Origin of the sequence: Autumnicola psychrophila, from assembly GCF_031846645.1 — a bacterium.
Lineage (GTDB): Bacteria > Bacteroidota > Bacteroidia > Flavobacteriales > Flavobacteriaceae > Autumnicola > Autumnicola psychrophila.
The window spans coordinates 1-20,138 of sequence record NZ_JAVRHN010000015.1 but is presented as its reverse complement, the minus strand read 5'-3'; the positions used below and the strand labels follow the sequence as shown (position 1 = coordinate 20,138).

Annotated in this window: 19 protein-coding genes, 1 tRNA gene and 1 pseudogene; 17 read left to right on the top strand and 4 right to left on the bottom strand. The window is 35.4% G+C overall.

Annotated features, from left to right (window positions below):
- Window positions 1–3 precede the first annotated feature (3 nt).
- The 4 genes from RM541_RS15880 to RM541_RS15865 all read left to right on the top strand — a co-directional run bounded on the left by RM541_RS15880 (window position 4) and on the right by RM541_RS15865 (window position 4,479).
- Window positions 4–1,965 (top strand): RagB/SusD family nutrient uptake outer membrane protein, encoded by a 1,962-nt coding sequence (locus RM541_RS15880; protein ID WP_311501117.1) that lies wholly within the window; start codon window positions 4–6, stop codon window positions 1,963–1,965.
- Window positions 1,966–2,167: 202 nt separating this feature from the next.
- Window positions 2,168–3,970 (top strand): carbamoyltransferase family protein, encoded by a 1,803-nt coding sequence (locus tag RM541_RS15875; protein ID WP_311501116.1) that lies wholly within the window; start codon window positions 2,168–2,170, stop codon window positions 3,968–3,970.
- Window positions 3,971–4,120: a DUF5989 family protein gene (locus tag RM541_RS15870; protein ID WP_311501115.1), complete on the top strand. Its 150-nt coding sequence runs from the start codon at window positions 3,971–3,973 to the stop codon at window positions 4,118–4,120.
- Window positions 4,120–4,479, top strand: a complete 360-nt coding sequence (locus tag RM541_RS15865) for a hypothetical protein (RefSeq protein WP_311501114.1) — start codon at window positions 4,120–4,122, stop codon at window positions 4,477–4,479. The genes RM541_RS15870 and RM541_RS15865 overlap by 1 nt, the downstream gene beginning before the upstream one ends.
- An 8-nt stretch (window positions 4,480–4,487) precedes the next feature.
- On the opposite strand, the gene RM541_RS15860 is transcribed toward RM541_RS15865, so the two are convergent.
- A complete protein-coding gene (locus tag RM541_RS15860) occupies window positions 4,488–6,131 on the bottom strand; it encodes an SGNH/GDSL hydrolase family protein (RefSeq protein ID WP_311501113.1) in 1,644 nt (547 codons plus the stop codon).
- 153 nt (window positions 6,132–6,284) lie between these two features.
- Between RM541_RS15860 and RM541_RS15855 the strand changes: the two genes are divergently transcribed.
- From RM541_RS15855 to RM541_RS15805, 12 genes and pseudogenes are all read left to right on the top strand, one after another.
- Window positions 6,285–8,459, top strand: coding sequence for a VCBS repeat-containing protein (locus tag RM541_RS15855; RefSeq protein ID WP_311501112.1), 2,175 nt, complete (start codon window positions 6,285–6,287; stop codon window positions 8,457–8,459).
- 33 nt (window positions 8,460–8,492) lie between these two features.
- Window positions 8,493–8,597: pseudogene (locus RM541_RS17455) on the top strand (hypothetical protein); the annotation flags it as partial.
- 9 nt (window positions 8,598–8,606) lie between these two features.
- Window positions 8,607–9,575, top strand: coding sequence for an FG-GAP repeat domain-containing protein (locus RM541_RS15850; protein ID WP_349254616.1), 969 nt, complete (start codon window positions 8,607–8,609; stop codon window positions 9,573–9,575).
- A 637-nt stretch (window positions 9,576–10,212) separates the two neighbouring features.
- The gene (locus RM541_RS15845) at window positions 10,213–11,526 is read left to right on the top strand and encodes a tyrosine-type recombinase/integrase (protein WP_311501110.1); all 1,314 of its coding nucleotides are present in this window, start codon (window positions 10,213–10,215) and stop codon (window positions 11,524–11,526) included.
- Window positions 11,527–11,537: 11 nt separating this feature from the next.
- Window positions 11,538–11,663 (top strand): hypothetical protein, encoded by a 126-nt coding sequence (locus RM541_RS15840; protein WP_311501109.1) that lies wholly within the window; start codon window positions 11,538–11,540, stop codon window positions 11,661–11,663.
- 43 nt (window positions 11,664–11,706) lie between these two features.
- Window positions 11,707–11,865 carry a hypothetical protein gene (locus tag RM541_RS15835; RefSeq protein ID WP_311501108.1) on the top strand — a complete coding sequence of 53 codons (159 nt, stop codon included), beginning with the start codon at window positions 11,707–11,709 and terminating at the stop codon, window positions 11,863–11,865.
- Window positions 11,866–11,884: 19 nt separating this feature from the next.
- Window positions 11,885–12,112: a hypothetical protein gene (locus RM541_RS15830; protein WP_311501107.1), complete on the top strand. Its 228-nt coding sequence runs from the start codon at window positions 11,885–11,887 to the stop codon at window positions 12,110–12,112.
- A 76-nt stretch (window positions 12,113–12,188) separates the two neighbouring features.
- Window positions 12,189–13,007 carry a hypothetical protein gene (locus tag RM541_RS15825; protein WP_311501106.1) on the top strand — a complete coding sequence of 273 codons (819 nt, stop codon included), beginning with the start codon at window positions 12,189–12,191 and terminating at the stop codon, window positions 13,005–13,007.
- An 85-nt stretch (window positions 13,008–13,092) separates the two neighbouring features.
- The gene (locus tag RM541_RS15820) at window positions 13,093–13,368 is read left to right on the top strand and encodes a helix-turn-helix domain-containing protein (RefSeq protein WP_311501105.1); all 276 of its coding nucleotides are present in this window, start codon (window positions 13,093–13,095) and stop codon (window positions 13,366–13,368) included.
- A gap of 10 nt (window positions 13,369–13,378) precedes the next feature.
- Window positions 13,379–13,762, top strand: coding sequence for a hypothetical protein (locus RM541_RS15815; protein ID WP_311483910.1), 384 nt, complete (start codon window positions 13,379–13,381; stop codon window positions 13,760–13,762).
- 107 nt (window positions 13,763–13,869) lie between these two features.
- The gene (locus RM541_RS15810; RefSeq protein WP_311501104.1) at window positions 13,870–15,090 is read left to right on the top strand and encodes a hypothetical protein; all 1,221 of its coding nucleotides are present in this window, start codon (window positions 13,870–13,872) and stop codon (window positions 15,088–15,090) included.
- Window positions 15,091–15,108: 18 nt separating this feature from the next.
- Window positions 15,109–17,337, top strand: a complete 2,229-nt coding sequence (locus tag RM541_RS15805; RefSeq protein ID WP_311501103.1) for a hypothetical protein — start codon at window positions 15,109–15,111, stop codon at window positions 17,335–17,337.
- Window positions 17,338–17,420: 83 nt separating this feature from the next.
- Here RM541_RS15805 and RM541_RS15800 read toward each other — a convergent pair whose 3' ends face one another.
- Complete coding sequence (locus RM541_RS15800) at window positions 17,421–17,888, bottom strand: DUF4468 domain-containing protein (protein ID WP_311501102.1); 468 nt, start codon at window positions 17,886–17,888, stop codon at window positions 17,421–17,423.
- A 1,198-nt stretch (window positions 17,889–19,086) separates the two neighbouring features.
- Here RM541_RS15800 and RM541_RS15795 point away from each other — a divergent pair.
- Entirely contained in the window at window positions 19,087–19,353 is a 267-nt protein-coding gene (locus RM541_RS15795; protein ID WP_311501101.1) for a hypothetical protein, read from the top strand.
- Window positions 19,354–19,366: 13 nt separating this feature from the next.
- Here the strand turns inward: RM541_RS15795 and RM541_RS15790 are convergent, their stop codons facing one another.
- Both RM541_RS15790 and RM541_RS15785 read right to left on the bottom strand, forming a co-directional pair.
- On the bottom strand, window positions 19,367–19,699 hold the full coding sequence (locus tag RM541_RS15790; protein WP_311501100.1) for a hypothetical protein: 333 nt from the start codon (window positions 19,697–19,699) through the stop codon (window positions 19,367–19,369).
- A 237-nt stretch (window positions 19,700–19,936) separates the two neighbouring features.
- Window positions 19,937–20,018 (bottom strand) — tRNA-Leu (locus RM541_RS15785).
- Between the last annotated feature and the right edge of the window lie 120 nt (window positions 20,019–20,138).

Here is a 20,138-nt window from a genome sequence, read left to right as displayed (position 1 = left end):
AATATGATGAAAAAATCAAAAAACAAAAAAGTTTTAGTTTTAAGTATGCTTCTGGTCATTCTTTTCGGAAGTTGTTCTGAGGATGTTCTACAAGAACAACCACGAAGCATCTTTACACCAGAATTTTTTCAAACCGAGCAAGGTGTTGAGGGAGGTATTACTTCTTTATATGAGCGATTGCGCTATATCTACGGCAATGGATATTATTACGCCGGTGTTCAATCGGGAACTGATGAAAGTACGTATGGAGCAAATGTCAATAATGATTCAAAGAATGCTGATCTGTCTGGTGTAGGAAATCTTTCATCTACCCAGAATCCCTACGGAGCTATATGGAGCGTTTTTCCCAGCATCAACACGGCGAACGGTATTATTGAAAATGCAGAAGAGGTAGGGACGATTTCTGATGAACTTGTAGCGGAAGCTCGTTTTTTTAGGGGATTTTATTATTCTTTACTCGTTAAGAACTTTGGTGGTGTGCCTTTGGATCTCGGTGCTGGCGAACTACAGTTTAACAGATCTACTGCCCGTACCTCTGTACGAAATACAGTACCGGAAGTTTATACAAAAGCTATATTTCCGGATTTAATTCGAGCAGTTGAAGATTTGCCGGAGACCTCGCGGTTAACAGGAACCGCTAATAAAACCTTAGCACGATTGACGTTATCAAAAGCATATTTAACCTATGCTTGGTGGCTAGAAAATCCGAAAAATATTCCTACCTATCCCGAAACAACGAGAACGGATCCTGATGGACATGATGCCCAGTATTATTACCAAAAAGCATATGATGTAGCTGTTGATGGAATTGAGCTAAGTCCAGGTTCAGTTGGATTATTAGAATATTATTACGACGTGCACAGTGGAGAAAATGAAAGAAATAAAGAATGGTTATTATATGCCGACCATACGGAATTCAGTTCTTTATTTAATGGTGCTGCTGTTAATGGATGGGGCTCCGGTGGTTCTCCCGGAAATTTCGCACCCTGGTTTGCTACATGGAATTACACTGAAATAAGAAGTTCTGAAGATCCCTCTGAATGGCAACCAGTGGTAACCGTTGGACGTGAAGCGGTACAGAAGTATGGCCGACCATGGACGGGTGTAGCTACAACCCAAGAAACCATTATAAACACTTTTGCCAACAAATCAACCGACTCCCGTTATGACGGCACATTCACTACGATCTATCGTGGTAACTGGAACCGGAACAATATTAGTTCCGATGTTTTATATAATGCAAACTTTTTGCCTATTACAATGGAAGATCCCGCACTTACATTCCTGGATAATAATCCCGGTAATATTTCCTACCCGGAAGGAGGAGGGTTAAGTAATGTAGGAGGGGGCATTATTCCGGACAGGGCGGATTGGGTAGTCGCTCCTCAGGGGATTAGTAGGTACATGTATCCTGGCCTATGGAAATTGGGCCCTCATCGCACAGACAATGGTCAAACCCTAGGACAGGCAAATGTCACTTACACAAGGCCTTTTCCTGTGGCAAAATTTTCTGAATTGTATTTCGTTGCTGCGGAAGCTGCCGTAAAAGGAGCAAATACTGAAGCGGGAAAAACTGCTAGAGAACTTATCAATGTTATTCGTGGTCGTGCCGGTAAATGGAGGTATAGCAATAACCAGCAAGAAGAAAAAATTGAAGACTATAGCGATGAATTAATTGCAAATACACCAGCCGTAATTACAATCGACTATATCCTCGATGAAAGAACAAGGGAGTACTATGGGGAAGGTATACGGTGGTATGACCTCACCCGCACTCAGAAATGGGAAGAGAGGGCTAGAACTTATACCATTGCAGGTTCCGATAAAGGAGACCACACACCAATGACCATAAATCGTGACATTCAGCCTTTTCATTATTTACGTCCTATTCCTCAAGGTCAACTGGATGGAATGGAAATGACTGAAGCTGAAAAAGCTGCTTACCAAAACCCCGGATATAATTAAAATCTAATAAAGAGCTTTTAAGCAGTGCCTAAAACAAAGGTAGTCTGAATAAAAAATTTGATTTAATAATTAAAAAAGAGGTTGTCTGGAAAATAGATGACCTCTTTTGTTTTGGTAGATTTATAAAGAAAACGGCACAACAGCTAATCCAATGATAACGCTTTTTACATTTTAAATCATAAAACGGTAAAATTTAATTTAAATGAAAATTCTTGGTATTTCCGCATATTACCATGATTCGGCTGCTGCTATTATTTCGAATGGTAAAGTTCTGTATGCCGCGCAGGAAGAACGTTTTACCAGGATAAAGAATGACGCCTCTTTTCCTGAAGAAGCCATTAAATTTTGTCTTAATGAATCTGGTTTTGATCTAGGTGATATAGATGCAATAGCATTTTATGATAAGCCTTTTTTAAAATTTGAAAGGTTATTGGAAACCTATTATGCCTTTGCGCCCAAAGGTTTTAAATCCTTTGTAAAAGCTATGCCTGTTTGGTTAAAGGAAAAACTATTTATTAAGCAGATTATAAGAAAAAGATTAAGGCAGATATATAAAATTAGTAAAGTTTCTAAAATTGATATAGTTTTTCCAGAACATCATTTATCCCATATTGCTAGTGCATTTTATACATCACCATTTAAAAAAAGTGCATTTATAACAGTTGATGGTGTTGGTGAATGGACTACAACCTCTTATGGAATCGCTTGCGGTGAAAAAGGAATAAAAATAATGGGAGAATTGCAATTTCCAGATTCCATAGGTTTATTTTATTCATCATTCACTTATTTCCTGGGATTTGAAGTGAATAAAGGTGAATACAAAATGATGGGGCTCGCGCCTTATAGTAATGCAAAGTCTGGTAGGGTAATTCAGTTTATTGATACTATCAAAGAAAAATTAATTGACATTAAAGACGATGGTTCAATTAAATTAAATACAGATTATTTTGAATACCCCGTTGGATTACGGATGGTAAACCCAAAAAAATGGGAGAAATTGTTTCAATTTAGAAAAAGAAAGCCCCAGGAAACTTTAACCCAAGTTCATGCCGACCTGGCTTTTGCTGTTCAAAAAATTTTAGAACAAGTGCTGGTTAAAATGATCATACACGTCAAACAACAAACAAATGCCGATTATCTATGTTTGGCCGGAGGTGTTGCTCTTAATTGTGTAGCCAATTCAACTTTATATCATCAGAAAATTTTTAAAGACATTTATATTCAACCAGCTGCAGGCGATGCCGGGGGCGCAATAGGAGCTGCATTATCAACTAATTATCTTAAATCTAATTTAACTTTCTCTGGTTTGCACGACCCCTTTAATAATTACTTAGGGCCCAATTTTTCAAATCTCGAAATTGAAAGAGTTTTGAGGAAAAATAAATGCAACTTCCAATATTTTGAATCCTCAGAAGACTTATATAAAGAAATTGCAAATTATATTGCTGAAAAAAAAGTAATTGGCTGGTTTCAGGGAAGAACAGAATTTGGTCCCAGAGCATTGGGCAACAGAAGTATTTTAGCAGATGCAACAGATAGTGATATGCAGTCTAAACTGAATTTAAAGATTAAATTTAGAGAAAGTTTTAGACCCTTTGCCCCAGCAGTATGTGAGGAAGATTATGACATTTATTTTGAACAAGGAAAACAGTCTTATTATATGTTATTTACTAATGAGCTTAAAAGATCACTAGTAAAAAAATTACCGAATAATTTTGATGAACTTAGCCTTGAAGAAAAACGTAACTTAGTTAAGTCCAAATTACCTGCAATTACCCATACAGATTTTTCTGCCAGGGTCCAGGTTGTGAAAAAAAGCATGAATCCAAGGTTTTGGAACTTATTACAAGCCTATAAAAAACTTACTGGAAACGGAGTGCTAATTAATACAAGCTTCAATGTGAAGGATGAACCAATAGTTAACACTCCTGAAAATGCTTATCTTTGCTTTATGCATACCGGGATGGATATATTAGTGCTTGAGAATTATCTAATTGTAAAATAGATGGAGTTCATAAAGGAATTTTTCCTTTTTTTAAAGGAACGAAAAAAGTGGTGGTTGGTGCCTCTGATATTAATCTTTGCGATTTTAGGAGGCCTTATATTTATTACAAACGGGTCCGCTTTAGCACCGTTTATCTATAGCCTATTTTAATGAAGAAAGAAAAAGCCTATGAAACCATAATTGTTCTGGCATTAGTTGGACTCATTTGTTTTTTAGTTTATGGGAATATCTGGTTAATTTACTTATCTGTCGCATTTTTGGCAATTCCTTTAATTTCAATTAAAGCCGCTTTAATAATCGTAAAAATCTGGTTTAGATTTTCTGATTATTTAGGTTTCGTAATGAATTATTTTATCATGTTCATTTGCTTTTATATTTTCTTGGTTCCTTTATCATCTCTGCAAAAAATATTCGGAAAAAATCAAATTCTGCAAAAAGAGAAGGGAGATTCCTATTTTCATAAAAGGAATCATTTATTTACCAGTAAAGACATTGATAAGCCCTGGTAAATAATTTTTTATTTCAATTGCTCTGCTTTTTTAGAATAAAATTCAGCATAATCCATCATATCCATCTTCATACAAATCTCAGCGGCCATTTCGTAAACTTTTGGTTGTTCTGGATATTCAGAAATTAAAGATTGTGCCACACGTAGCGCATTTTTAAAATCGCCCTCATTATTATAGGTATGATAGGCCTGCCTCATTACATCCTCCCATTTCTCCATACCAGAGTAAAGATTGATGGCTTTTCGCTCTTCATAAGTAGGATTCTGAATTGAATGATAACCTCTTACCGGATTTTTTCCAGACATTTCTAAAATATAGGGCCATGATCGTTTTAGGTCTTCTACAATAAACTTTCCTCTAATAGAATCTATTTGAGTTATAGGTATGTCCTGAAATGCATCATCATAAGGAATAAAATTGTCCCACCGGCCTATGAATTGTAGTTCTTCCATTTTGTTATAAATCGCATCAGCTATTAAAAAGTTCCCTTTTATATTAGGATGAACATGCTCTGTCATTAATTCATTATCAATAAATCCGCTCTGCGATTTATCCCGAAACAGTTTCTTTGCATCAACCAGAAATACACCTTCTTTTTCTGACAATTCAGTAATTATATCATTAATTTTTTCGGGTGCCCGGAATCTTAGCAAGTCTAATTCTTTAGCAATTTGCAGATATTTCTTTGCCGAATCCTTTTGCTTATCAATATAATATTGCCCCAATTTGAAGGCGGCTTCAGCATTCTGTTCCCCGATTCTATAAATATTCCCTTTATCGTTTCTTAAAGCCCGCTCAAATTTTTCTTCCTCCATATCATCACTTATGAATGGTGGAATATCTTTTTCATTAGAAACTAGTGTTGATAATAAAACAGGAATATTGTTATCCTGATATTTTGATATGATTATATTTAAATTACTTCGGAATTGATCTATACCTGCATGATAAATTTCTGAATCAAAAGGGATTTGCTGTTCCCTGGCCATCACTTCCATTAATGTTGTTTCTCCAACCTTATAACCAGCATCAATTTTTGAGGCGAAAATTTTAGAATAAGTATTTTCCAGTAACTGAAAAAAACGTAAGTTTTTCAACTTTAAATAACTTCTTACTAGAGAAGGATGATTTCCGGTAAAAACAGACGACCCTGCACCTAAAGCACCATAGTATTCATTATGTCCCGCATAAATTATAACAAGATCTGGATTTTGTGCAATTATTTTATCTGTCAGATCCCATAACGTATATGAATTAACAGCGGTAATTCCGGTGTTGATCACTTCGATATTTTTTTCAGGGAACGTGCGGGAAAGCCTATGTTTGAGTATTCGCGGAAATGAACCATTCTTATAAAATGGAAAACCCACTACGGTGGAGGCACCCTGAACAAATATTCTATATGTATCTTCTGTTTTACTCTTTAAAAAAAGGTCTGATTGATTATCGGAATTAAATCCTGTATTCTTAAAATACTTTTTAGAAATATCAGAATTCATCACATAATATTCCTTGCTATTTTCGGAGGTAACTTTATGGAAAAGCTGATAATTTTCACCATATCCAAAAAGTCTGAGCATTACCTCCACCACCAGAATTAGAAGAAACGGGAAGCTAATAGCAATAAGTTTAAATACTGTTTTTTTATCCAAAAGCAATATGTTATTTTAGAAGACCGCTTGCGACCTGTTTTCAAAATAAATTCTTATACTTTAAATTTATATTTGGCTGCAGAATACAATCATGGCGTCTTGAGCGAATAAAATTAGGTTTACAATATATTTCATTATACTCCAGGTCTTACAATGAAGCATAAATTCACTTTTTATTTATTTCTACTATTCCTGACATTTTTAATTTCCTGTAAAGATAAAGGTGAAGTTACAAAGAAACCAACTGTAGGTGACAATCTTTTCACATTGCTATCTAATGATCAAACCAATATTCATTTTGAAAACTCCGTAGAGGAAACTTCTGATTTTAATGTTCTTAACTATTACTACGCCTATAACGGTGGTGGTGTTGCCATAGGAGACGTAAATAATGACGGTTTACAAGACATCTATTTTACCTCTAACCAGAAATCCAATAAGCTTTATATTAATAAGGGAGATTTTAAATTTCAAGATATTACAAAGGCGGCCCATGTAGAAGATTCTGAAGGATGGACCACAGGTGTAAATATGATAGATATAAATAATGACGGATGGATGGATCTTTATGTTTGTAAATCGGCATCGTTAAACAACAATTCGCTCCGTACTAATAAACTTTTCATTAATCAGAAGGATGGAACTTTTAATGAAGAAGCACAAAACTGGGGGTTAGATAACGACGGTTTTTCAATTCAATCTTACTTCCTTGATTATGACAAGGATGGCGATTTAGACATGTATCTAATTAATCACCGAGTCGATTTTCTTAATTCTGTTATTCTCGCAGCAATTTTGAAAGACGAAGATTTTTTTTCACAAACCTCAGATCATCTCTTTAGAAATGACGGCAATAAATTTACCGATGTTACTATCGATAGCGGAATAATGAATAAAGAATTTAGTTTGAGTGCCGCAATAGGTGACTATAACAACGATGGATGGCCAGATGTATATGTTGCCAACGATTTTATTACTCCAGATAAATTATACATTAATAACAAAAATGGCACTTTTATTAATCAAATAGATACACGTGTAAAACACACCTCATACAGTAGTATGGGCTCTGATATTGCCGATATTAATAATGATTTATTACCAGATTTATTGGTTCTTGATATGTCTGCAGAAGACCATAGCAGAGGGAAGCAGAATATGCCGAGCATGAACACCAGTGGTTTTTGGTCGATTGTTACTTCAGGATACCATTATCAATATATGTCCAACATTCTTAATCTCAATAACGGAAATGGATATTTTAGTGACATAGCTCAATTTGCAGGACTTTCAAAAACCGATTGGAGTTGGGGACCACTGATTGCGGATTTTGATGGTGATGGTTTTAAAGATGTATTTGTTACAAACGGAATTAAACGAGAAATAGCAAATCAGGATTTTGGGAATTTTTTGGACACACAACAAGATTCTATTAAAGATATGTCCATTGAACAAATTTTGAACAGAATGCCTTCGGAAAAGCTTCAAAATTATGCTTTTAAGAATAATGGTAATCTTTCTTTTAGTAAGGAAAATACAAATTGGGGATTTACTAAAGCGGTAAATTCAAACGGCGCAGCATATGCAGATCTGGACAATGATGGTGATTTGGATATTATCATCAATAATCTTGAAGATAAGGCTGGTATTTATCGTAACAATTCCACGAGCAATTTTCTAAATATAAAACTTATTGGAAGTAAAAATAATGTCACCGCAATTGGAAGTAAGGTCAAATTGTTTACTGATAGTTCCAAGCAATATCAGGAATTGTTTCTTTCTAGAGGATATCAATCTTCTGTTTCTCCCATTTTAAACTTTGGTATTGGTGAAGAAACCAATATTAAACGGGTAGAAATTATATGGAATAACGGAAGTATCTCAACAAAGGAGAATGTAGAGGCAAATCAAACACTTACGTTTCATCAAAACAAATCTAAGTCCGACGGAAATCAATCAAAATACAAGTTTTCTAATAATTTCAATAGGGTAAGTCCAGAGCATTTGGGCTTAAACTATAGACACCATGAGAATGAATTTAATGATTTTTCCCGCCAGGTGCTTTTGCCTCAAAAACAATCTCAAAAAGGTCCAGCCTTTGCAGAAGCTGATGTAAATAAAGATGGCTTAGCCGATCTATACCTCGGAGGTGCCTTAGATCAGCCTGCGGAACTATACCTTCAGAATCCGGATGGCAAATTTCAGAAAAAAAAGATAGCCATTTTTGAAAAAGATAAAAAATATGAAGATAATGGAGCGCATTTTTTTGATGCCAACAATGATGGTAATTTGGACCTTTACGTCACCAGCGGCGGCTACGAATTATAAGAAAATGATCCTTTACTACAGGACAGGCTTTATTTAAATGATGGTCGTGGCAACTTTTCTAAATCTTACAATTTACCTACCATGTTAACCAGTACTAAAGCCGTTACTTCTTTAGACTATGATCACGATGGGGATTTAGATTTGTTTGTGGCCGGACACCTAATTCCAGGTAAATATCCCTTACCGCCCAGGTCCTACGTGTTGCAAAACACCAATGGGGTATTTACTGTTGTCACTAAAGAGGTTGCGCCAAATTTTTCAGAAATTGGAATAGTAAATGACTTAATTTTTAGTGATTACGATAACGATAGTGATTTAGATTTATTGGTTGCCGGAGAGTGGATGCCAATTATCGTTTTTGAGAATGTAGATAAACAATTTTTATTAGCAAATGTACCATCCCTGGAAAATACTGGGGGTTGGTGGAATACAATTGCCGAAATTGATTTTGATAACGACGGTGATATGGACTATTTTGCAGGTAATATTGGAGGAAACAATAAATATCATCCTACAGAAGAAAAGCCACTGTATATCTACGGAAAAGACTTAGAGGATGACGAGAAGTACGATATGTTTTTGAGCAAACTTTACAAAGGGAATTTAGTACCTGTTCGTGGTAAAGAATGTTCTTCAAGCCAAAATCCTTTTGTGAGTCAGAAAATTCAAACCTATCATCAATTTGCGAATTCAACCTTGGAAGATATTTATGGAAAAAGAGTGCTGGAAAGTTCCTATCAAAAACAAACTACCGAATTTAAATCTGTTTATCTGGAAAATAAAGGAGGTGGTAATTTTAAGTTGAGACATCTGCCGAATTACGCACAGTTGGGACCAACCATGTCTTTTGCATTTACAGATGTTAATCATGATGGAAAAATGGATGTTATTGGTATAGGTGCTGTACATGAAGCTGAAGTAGAAACAGTGCGCTACGACTCCAATGTGGGATATGTATTGCTAGGAGGTTCTAAAGGAGGTTTTAAACCCTATAAAGATATCAATTTCTACAATGATTTAAACGCTAAAAATATGAAGTTGGTTTTAATTAAGGAACAGCCTCACATAATTATTGCTAACAATAACAGACCCCTGACCATCTTCAAATTAAATTAGGTTTAAAATGGTATAGTCTTTCCAAAAGGTATTAGGAGAACCACTTTAAAATCCGTCTATTGCCTTTCAAGATTGTAGTATTAGATGAAGTCAGCGTAACAAGAAATACGCAATCGATTGTGTTGTAACATTTGAGTATGTTATCATAGTTTAAGTTCTGAGCAATAATTGGTTTTATTTTCATTTTACTTTTTCATAACTAAACCAATATATATTTATTTGCGAACAATTAAGGTAATTAATCTATTTACAGTTTATTTTTTAAATCTTAATGGCAACTGCTGATATGAAGATTATAATGCTTTATCAAATTTGATGACCAATTGATATTAAGATCTAAAGAGATGATTGCTACCCTTTTGTTACTCCAAAAAAAACCCTTATAAACATTGCGTTTAAAAGGGCTTTAAGTACTCGAGGCGGGAATAGAAACCCACTATTTTGCCCTTTTCGAAAACTACTTTAAAACCTCAACTAACACTGTAAATTCCCACTAAACCCAATAAAACCAGTAGTTAGTGAGTACTTAATGTTATATAATAAGATATAATAGAATAAATATTTCCTTTGTCAAGTCTTTGTCAAGTTGACAAATTGAACTAAATTAGCATTGTTCAAATGTTCAATACTTCAGATTATGGCAACGGTAAACTTTAGAATACGCAGTAAGGCAAACAAATCAGTTTCAATTTTTATTTATGTTTCACTAGAAGAAGGAAATGTTATTTCTACTCCTTCCGGTTTCACAGTACACCCTAAAGACTGGAGCAAGACCACGAAACGACCTAAGCAAAATTCAGAGGAAACGAAAAAGACCTTTAGCAAATTGAACAAGTTACAGGAGTTTATATATAATGCTGTTAATGATGCACAGGCAACCGGGCAATTAATAGATGTGAATTGGTTAAAGAAGAATATTGAAAAGTGTTTTGACCGGGTTAAAAAAACAGATCAAAGCCTATTAACTAATCATATCCAGTACATAATTGATAATGCCAACACACGAAAAATTAAAGGTAGTAACAAAGTAGGACTTTCTGAAAACCGTTTAAAAGGTTATAGGAACTTTAAAAAGATTATTGAGGAATATGAGAAAGTAATAAAAAGCAAAATTCATTTCCAGGATATAAATAAACCCTTTGTAGATAGGTTTACAAATTGGTTATTTAATATTAAAATTTATTCCACTAATTCAGCCGGTAAAATATTAGACAACCTTAAAACCGTTTGTTTAGATGCTGAAAAAATGGATATAAAAATTAATGATTACGCGCACAAAATAGAAGGTTTTAAAGAGCAAAACGAGGATAGGTATATACAAACCCTCTCTTTTGAAGAACTGGAACAAATACGCAAGGCAGAACTAGAAACAGAAGCCCAGGAAAACGCCCGCAAATGGTTGTTGATAGGTTGCGAAATAGGACAAAGGGCAAGCGACCTTTTAAAACTTACACCCGATAACCTACGATACAAGAACAACCGCATTTATATTGATATTGAACAGCAGAAAACAGGGAAAGCCGTTACGGTCGGAGTAATTGCCCCGCACATTATTGATATTGTAGAAAATGATTTTCCCTATTCAATCAGTACTCAAAAATTAAATAAGCATATCAAAGATGTTTGCGAACTTGCGAAAATCAATGAAATGATAGAGGGCAAAAAGTACGACAAGAAAACGAAGCGGAAGAAATTAGACTTCTACCCAAAACACGAACTTGTAACTTCTCACACATTCAGACGATCCTTTGCAACCAACTACTATAAAAAAATACCTACTCCTGTTCTAATCGGAATTACCGGCCATTCTAAAGAAAGTATGTTCCTGGAGTACATTAACCGCCGGGAAGATAAAGACCTCAACGCAGATATGTTTATGCAGTTCTATGAAACTATACAGCAGAACAAAGAGCCTGAAATGAAGGTCATTAAAAACGCAGCAAACCAGTAAAAAGCAAAATAATGGAATCAAGAACTGAAAAAATCTTTAAGGAACTTCAAATTTACCGGGAATACAGGAATGAATATACCCGAGAAGAAAGGAAGGAAATAAAAAAAAAGTTGCGGCAGGAAATACGTAATATATAATTCACCTTAAAACAATTAAGTTGAAAAATTTAAAAAATCAATTATGAAAAATGATCTAGTAGAGTACCTAAAGCAGGAAAACGAAAAAAGCCAATCTGAATCAGACCGGCTAACAAAAGAAATTTTTAAAAAGAGTAGGGATTATAAAAACAAAGAAGATTTTAAACAATCTTTAGAAGAAATCATTTCCCAAATAAAATAAATCCAAAAAAGTAAATATTATGAAAAGTGACCTTACAGAATATCTTGAAAAGGAGAATAAAAGAAAGCAATCCGTCATAGAACACCTTGAAAAGGAATTAAGGCGAAAGGGTAAAGATTTAACTCCTGAAGAAATAGAAATTGAATTAAAGAAAACCAGAGCAGAAAAGGATCGGCTATTTAAATTAGCCCAAGAGCAGAATATAAGAATTGAAGTACCGGTATTCAAACCAACATTAAAATTATAAAGTATAAATAACCCTCTGCAGAACCATGCAAGGGGTTTTTAGTACATTAGCAATGGCACCGCATAAAATTGTTCAAATGACCACACCTCACCCTCACCAACCAACAAAAGCATTTATTTTTGACAGAATACAATTCTTAGAAGATAAATTTATAGAAGCAGGATCTGTTGATCCATATATTTCGCACCCTTTGCATTTATTCATTCTAAAGTATTTGCAAATAAACCCAGTGGTGTTAAGGGGTGCAAAAGGAATAAGAAAAGTTAAATGCCTTAAAGAAGTAAATACCTCAGAAATAGACAATTATTCCGAATTTCGATGGCTCAGCAGAAGAATTACAAGATTTGTTGAAAAATATCTTTCCATTATAGAGCACCACGAGCCGGTGACTAGAAAAAGTAGAAAAGATCAACCCTCTGGTTTATCTTTAAGTGAAAAACTTGAAGATCATTTATTAAACCCCCGGTTTTTACTTCAAGAACCAGAAAAAAGAATAGCAGTTATCAAAGGATGTATTGATTTCTATGAAATGCAATTGAGAAATAAACCCTCTCACCAATGGTATCCAGTTATGATTAATTTTTTAAAAAAAGAAAAAGCAAGCCTACTTCAGATAATTGAAGGAGAAAAAGAAAATCTAGTACCTTCCAATAAAAGCCTTTTATTTAATGGGAAGAAACTAAACCTTACAGAACGAATTAGAATAGCAAATGAGGTTTTAGATTTTGAAGGACAAATAAGAAAACTAAATATTTCCGACACAGAGAAATACCAGTTAATGGCTTATATAATGGGTAACGACACTTCAAACATTCGAAATGTAGTAAATGGAACGCGGCCCAATAAGATCAGAGAAAAAGAAATTAATTCATACTTGAAAGATTTAATGAAATAAAGTTTGTGCAAGGTTGCCTTTGCACACGTTTTACACACTTACCCACCTCACATTATTATTGCAGTATAATTAAAAATACTACGCAATGGATAATGTAACCCAACTTCACAACACTACCCCAAAGCAATTACAGGATGCAATTTTACAAGGGGTAAAAAAGCAATTAGAAGAACTTAAAAAGCAGTACCAACCCAAAGAGCCGGAAGAATATTTAAGCCGCTCTGAAGTAGCAAAAATGCTTAAGGTCGATATCATGACCGTACATAACTGGAGCAAAAAAGGAAAACTCAAAAAGCACGCCTTAGGCAACCGCGTTTACTATAAAAGGTCTGAAGTAGAACAGGCTATTGTTGAACTTTAAAATTTTAGCAATGGCAGCGCACCCGACACCGATTATACATAGTTACAAAGAAATAAATCCCGGCAAATACAGAAGCGTAAAGCATTATGAACTTGCTGAGGTCATTAACGGCACTTCCCTACTATCTGAAACAATAAACGTTCAGAAAGACCGAAACTACGCAAAATCAATGCCCGATTATTGGCTAAAGATTAGACAGGGTAAGAAATGGAGCAGGCCAATAACAGGACTTTTTAAAACAACCGTCCCGGGTATCTATATTGGCGACAGCCAGAAAAAAAAGAACCTCATCCTGGCACAATTCACAGAAAATAAAAGTTGTATTACCCTCTACTACTTCAAGAACTATTACACCCGGGATTTAAACAAATTAATAGAGCAAACCGTTAGTTAATTCTCAGAAGATATAAAACAAAAAAAGAGGGGCGTTCAACCCCCTCTAATTGTTCAAATGTTCGGGAATACGGCAACGCATACCCACCCCAAAGATATAAATTATAATTGATAGACTTTGTTAAATATGAACTCAAAGGAGTTACCCCGCATTATCTGGAGCGAAGCCCCTATTTGGAATTTCATAACAAAGTCAACACCAAAACAGGGGAATTAGGAGCATACTTAAACGCATATTTCAGAGGGATGGAATTTAAAATATTTGGATCCACAACCGCGAACCCGGAGCAACGCATAACAGTTGAAGGGAGTTTACATAAATACTGGAACAAAGGCGCTCATAACTTTAATGACTTCGGGATTAATGAAATACAAGACGTACTGGAAAATCTGAAAGAGAATTTTAGAATACGTCCTGAAAACTGCGTTTTAAAGCAATTAGAAATAGGCGTTAATATAAATCCACCGGCCAAGACTAAAAACCTCTTAAAACAATGCTTATTACATAAAACTGACCGGCTTAAATGGGTATTCACCAGAGACGAAGGAAATTATATCCAGGCGCAACATCAAAGGCATATTTTAAAAATATACGATAAGAAAACCCACTATAAAAACCGAGGTTTTAAAATTGAAGATGAGGTTATGAGAATCGAAATGAAATATACAAAGATGCATGACCTGAACAGTAAAGGCATTTACACTTTAGAAGATTTACTGAATTTCGGATTACAGAACTTTACACCCATACTTTTAAAACAATGGCAACAGGTCATTTTTTATGATTTTAAAGCCCTGAAAGGCACGAAGTACGAAAACAGGTATAGTAACCCCAATTTTTGGGAAAATCTAACCTATGACGGTTTAAAGTACCACCGGAATAATTTAAACAAGATTACCAAAGCACAACCGGAAAACCTCAAAGATCAGATAGCAAAATTGATAAAAGAAAAGGCCGACTTTTTAAATACCTCAACACCCGAAATTAACCCTTTACATATACGGTTAAAAACGGGTGTTGGCACTTCTGAGAAAAAGGACGAAAACAGACGTTTTTGTGTGGTTACAGGGATAAACATTTCAATGCAGAAAAAAGGCAGTATTCTCCTAAGTCATACCGGCCTGAAATACTACTTCAAAACCGATATTAAAATATTTGATGAGGTGAAAAGAAAATTTCTTTCCCGGAACTGGAGCAATAAAGATCACCAAACCCAGATAAAGGAAATTGCCCATAATATCAGAAACAAGCACAACAATTTAAAACTACAGCAACAAAGAATTTACAGCAGAGCGCAACCAACTCTGTTTAACCTGGCAACTATTTAATAATTAAAACTAAAAACGATGTTTGACAACAGAATCAGATTTATCCTTAACTCCAAATTTGGAAAATTAGAACTTGATCAAGATCCTTTGGGATGGGACGATACAAAATTATTAATTGGTCGAAGCGAAAAAACATACGGTATATTCGTTAATCTGACCAATAATTTAAGATTTACCGGAGCAGCAAAAGAATACCTGGAAAGAGCCTTTGAAATAGACAAAGTACAGGCCAAAGTAAAACTTACTAAACTTGTTAAGCATCCACAGACAGACGAATGGAATTTGTCCTTTACCGGTTATCTTGAATTCTCCACTAGAAAGATCAAAGACGGGTATTTCGAATGCGATGTTATGGAAGGAGGTTTAAGAGAGTTACTGGTATCAAACATGAGGGAGAAATTTGAACTTAACCGGACTACTGACATAAAAGGAAATTCTATCCCCAAATTAGACACCGACAAGGTAAGTATTCAGGGAAGGGAAATTTACTTGCTGAGCAAATTGAGAAATGAAAATGTACAGGAATTTACAGCCCACAGTGGCAAGTGGAATTCTATAGACGAAGATAGAACCTCCTTTCACCCTTTACCGCTAAATGTAATAGCGAATGCAGACCCCGAAAATATTCAACCTCCTTTCCCTACGTATGAACTAGATGAACGATGGAACGAACCAAGCATAGCCAATATGTTTTATTACAAGGCAGAGCGGGATATGGGACGCACAAGGTTTTCTATAAATACAAGTTTTAAACTCGATGTAACAGGAAACAGAATAAACGATTTAAACCTAAAATTGGTTTTTGATAAGTACATCTGTGATGACAATGGAGACAACCTGAGATTGCAGGAAGGCGGCAGAACCGTTTTAAAGGATTTGGGAGATCCACGAAGTATTAATCCAGATGAATTAATTAGTTATTCTTCGCTAGAACCTATAGAACTAGAACCAAAGAAAAATGAAAGTTTTGCATTAGGCCTTCTTATGGTGGGGCAATTTGGGGGCGGGTTCCCGGTAAGATTTGACGGATGGGCGGACGTTCACTACTCAGATTATAATGCAGGATTGACCGTAGCAGTAGATTCTTTTTACCAACGTACAGAAGCAAAAGCAATTACTTTGTTTGAAGCCGGACAAAGGTTAAGCGAGATTTACACAGGAAACCCCTGTTTTGAAAGCAGTATTCTTTCTTCCGGAAAGTGGAAAAACCTTATTACAATGCCCGGGGGATGGCTCAGAAATTTAGCAAAGACCGACGAGCAGGGAAAATTAATTGAATGGCCTATTACCTGGAGTTGGGAGAATTTGTACAAATCTTTGAACGCCATTACACCGGTAGCCTATGGAGTAGTTACAGAGGGGGCAAAACAGAAGTTGGTACTTGAAAATATAGATTATTTCTTTCAGCGTGTGGTAACGGTAGATTTAGGCGAAATTCAGGTAGAAGAACGCACCACGGCAGCAGAATTCTATTATTCATCTATTACCACGGGGTACACAAAAGGCGGCAATTACGAAAGACCGTTAGGCCTAGATGAATACAATACGCAAGGCAATTGGATTACCCCCGTAACCGTTACAGTGCCAGGTAACAAATTTGAAGTATTAAGCCCGTCCCGCACTGATTCTTATGGAGTAGAAGATGCACGTAGACGGCAGTATGGAGAATCGGCAGAAGAGGATAGCCCCTACGACAAAGACAATTTTATTATCGATGCAAAGGAAACTGGATCTATAAGCAGATCAGACAGGGCGGCCAAGTTTTACGAGCCTAAGAAATGGCAAGATGATTTCGAGCAAAGACCAATAGGGGTTTATTCTCCAGATACCGCTTTTAACCTCAGACTTAGCCCGGCAAATAATCTACTACGGCACTCCAAATGGTTTAATGGTGGTTTATACTATATGCCTGAAGATTATGTTCGTTTTTCATCTAGCGAGGGCAACAGCGAACTTATGACACAATTACCAGGGAAAGAATCGGTAAAAGAAAATGCAGATTTCGAAATAAGAAAACTTGACCGCCCACTATTCGAACCAGAATGGGTAAAAGCAAAATTGCCATTTGATCAAACCATCTTAGAAAAAATTCAAGGTCATACAGATATTGAAGGCAAAAGGATGAACAACTTTTACGGAATGTTTAAATATGTTCCCTCTGATACTGGAATAGAGGAAAAGGCTTTTATGTTTAAAACTGAGGTAAAAAATGAATTTGATTTTAAGTTACTGAGAGTATTTGGGTAAGAATCGATGAGGTGCAAAATTCTTTTGCGCGGGCAGAAAAAAAACCGGCTTTTTATGGCCGGTTATGCAGGAGTAATACTAGATTACCAATCTGTATCTATTTCTTGATTCATGTAAATTTCAAATGAACTCATTAATTGTTCTATGCTATTGCGCACATCAGATTCTGTAATAACATATTGCGGAGCATGACCAAAACCAGTTGTGTATATGTACTCTTCAGGATCAATAGATAATTTAGCAGCGCCATCCTTTACCTGCGCTTTAATAATTGCGTATACCGGGCGCACCGCATATCCTTCTTTTCTAAATGTTTCGCCTATTAAATACTTTCCAGTAACTACTCCAGATTCTTTATCTGAAAATTGAATAACTTCTTCTGCGCTTCCGAAATTTTCAACCATCCATTGATTGGCTTTAATGTAAAGATCAGATTTATCCTGATCCAATTGAAATACCTTTTCAACAGGCTCAATAGAAACAGCCGTAGATTCATAGCCGCCACAGGAAATTAAAGTGGTAAGCAGTAATAATAGTAGTAGTTTTTTCATAATTAAGGTTTTAGTTGAACCTCAAATATAGAAACTATTCTTTCAGAACGTTTTTTTAAGATAAACAAGGGGAAAATCCCCCTATAAAAGGTACTTTTTGTACAACTACCCACGCGCAAGGAATTACTCGAATTACACACTATAAAAAAGACTTTGTAACAGTCATTATATGCTTAGCGGCCAACGAAACCATGTGTAAAAAATTGGCGTAAATACTCGGAATTACTCGGATTGCCAAGAATTGTCAAGGTTTAAAAAATAGCAAGGTAGATGCAAGGGTAAAAGAGTTGAAAAAGCAAAATGCTAAAAAATGCTAAGGTTGAAAACTTAGAATAACTGAGATCCAAAATTCCTAAGAATACCTAAGATTAAAAAAAGTAACCAATACGCGCGCGCGTAGAGAACTACAAAAGACACTAAGATTACACTAAGGGTTGAAGAATTCAAAAAAGCCCGAGAAAAGAGGAAACGGCACCGGAATATCCCACTATCTGTTCGCGCATGGAATTTTCATTTAAGGTTTTTGGGCAATCACTACGCGTACAAGAACAAAGGTTTTTTCGAGGTCACAACGGGCGCACAAGAATATATGATTTCGCGCGCATAGACTTTGCTGGTATCTGTTCACGCGCAAGAATCAGGGAAAGAACTTGTTTTAACAGAAACAGTCGAGAAACAGTCGAGAAACAGTAAAGAATCGCTGAGGTTAAAACTTAACGAACTGAACGACCTAAAAGAATACTTTCCTGAGAATCCAAGTTTTTTGGGGTCTATACGCGCGCAGGCGTCAGAGAGTTTTCCGACCCTAAAAAAGGAAGTTGCAATGAAGGTTTTTTCCATATCACAACATGCGCGTAAATCCTTAGAATTCCCAAGATTTTGTAACGGTCATTATGCCGGAGCAGGAATTTTGTTTTTCACACGATAAAAAAGAGTTCTCTTATCCAAAAACGTAAGAATTAGTAAGGTTAAAAAACCTCACTATTTATACTCAATCTAAATAAGGCAGTCAAGTTAATCAGCGTTAAGGATGATTTTTTTGGGATCACAACACTTAAGAATAAAATCCTATCTTTAATTAATGAGAAGACTTTGCTTAATATTATTCTTTGCACCCTTTTATCTGTTAGGGCAACAGGTCTTTTTTTCTCCATTTACTCAAACTTATCCCTCAATATTCACAAGTAGCACTGAAACAGTGAATCGCAGGATAGTCTTTGAACCTGAAACAATAACCATTGCAACAGATACTAAAGAAGGTAAAGAAGTTGAGGTTCTGTATATTCAGGAGGTGGATGTTGTGAACGAAAATATGGTATTCCTTTGCCAGAATAGTAGCAAACGAAAAATTACAATTGCAATACCCCAGGGGCAGGAACCCATTGAAGTTATTGATTACTATTATAGATCCTTGAAGACAAATGAGAAAGTGCAGAAAAGATTTTTAGTTGACCAGATAGAATGATGAATTTAAACCTTTATTGAAGTTTTAGAATTGACGTTTTCACCTTATCACCTACAAACATAACCTTGACTTCAAAATTAGTGCGCATCATTGCACCAAAACCGTTCTGAGAATCTACATACGAACGCACATAGAATGTATCTACATCTTTCTTAATAGATGTTCCTCTCACTCCCGGAAATTCTGAAGTAGATGGGGATTTCAATTTACTCTTGATTGCCTTTTCTGCATAAATTAAGGCATAGGTTTCGTTTTTAGTATCTTCCTCACCTACTATACTATTGACAATACCAAATAAAACAAAAACACCTAGTAAGATTCCGATGACTATCAAGAAGGTTCTCATAACTTTAAAATTAATTATTGGTTAGTTGGATAAATATAGAGATTAATTCCAGTGAATCTTAACCGTGATAGAAGTGGAATTGAAAACCTAGAAGAATGAACCCAATAAGGATTAATCTGAAACGCTTATAATTTTCAGAAAAGGAGGTACTTTTAATTTCCTTTGTCAAATATTTGTCAACAAGACACAAAAAAACCTGTAAAGCCTTATTAATAGGTCATTTACAGGTTTTTAAAGTACTCGAGGCGGGAATCGAACCCGCACTTCCGAAGAAACTGGATTTTGAATCCAGCGCGTCTACCAATTCCGCCACTCGAGCAAAACGGATGTCAAAAATAGAAAAAATCTGATGAATTAAATAATTTTAAAAATAATATTCTGTCGATTCGATAACATTAGAACCTGAGTTCGATTAATCTGGACATGGAGCTTTCAATAC

Coding starts and splice junctions, on each gene's coding strand:
- RM541_RS15880 (WP_311501117.1), top strand. CDS start 4: ATGATGAAAAAATCAAAAAACAAAAAAGTTTTAGTTTTAAGTATGCTT.
- RM541_RS15875 (WP_311501116.1), top strand. CDS start 2,168: ATGAAAATTCTTGGTATTTCCGCATATTACCATGATTCGGCTGCTGCT.
- RM541_RS15870 (WP_311501115.1), top strand. CDS start 3,971: ATGGAGTTCATAAAGGAATTTTTCCTTTTTTTAAAGGAACGAAAAAAG.
- RM541_RS15865 (WP_311501114.1), top strand. CDS start 4,120: ATGAAGAAAGAAAAAGCCTATGAAACCATAATTGTTCTGGCATTAGTT.
- RM541_RS15855 (WP_311501112.1), top strand. CDS start 6,285: ATGAAGCATAAATTCACTTTTTATTTATTTCTACTATTCCTGACATTT.
- RM541_RS15845 (WP_311501110.1), top strand. CDS start 10,213: ATGGCAACGGTAAACTTTAGAATACGCAGTAAGGCAAACAAATCAGTT.
- RM541_RS15840 (WP_311501109.1), top strand. CDS start 11,538: ATGGAATCAAGAACTGAAAAAATCTTTAAGGAACTTCAAATTTACCGG.
- RM541_RS15835 (WP_311501108.1), top strand. CDS start 11,707: ATGAAAAATGATCTAGTAGAGTACCTAAAGCAGGAAAACGAAAAAAGC.
- RM541_RS15830 (WP_311501107.1), top strand. CDS start 11,885: ATGAAAAGTGACCTTACAGAATATCTTGAAAAGGAGAATAAAAGAAAG.
- RM541_RS15825 (WP_311501106.1), top strand. CDS start 12,189: ATGACCACACCTCACCCTCACCAACCAACAAAAGCATTTATTTTTGAC.
- RM541_RS15820 (WP_311501105.1), top strand. CDS start 13,093: ATGGATAATGTAACCCAACTTCACAACACTACCCCAAAGCAATTACAG.
- RM541_RS15815 (WP_311483910.1), top strand. CDS start 13,379: ATGGCAGCGCACCCGACACCGATTATACATAGTTACAAAGAAATAAAT.
- RM541_RS15805 (WP_311501103.1), top strand. CDS start 15,109: ATGTTTGACAACAGAATCAGATTTATCCTTAACTCCAAATTTGGAAAA.
- RM541_RS15800 (WP_311501102.1), bottom strand. CDS start 17,888: ATGAAAAAACTACTACTATTATTACTGCTTACCACTTTAATTTCCTGT.
- RM541_RS15790 (WP_311501100.1), bottom strand. CDS start 19,699: ATGAGAACCTTCTTGATAGTCATCGGAATCTTACTAGGTGTTTTTGTT.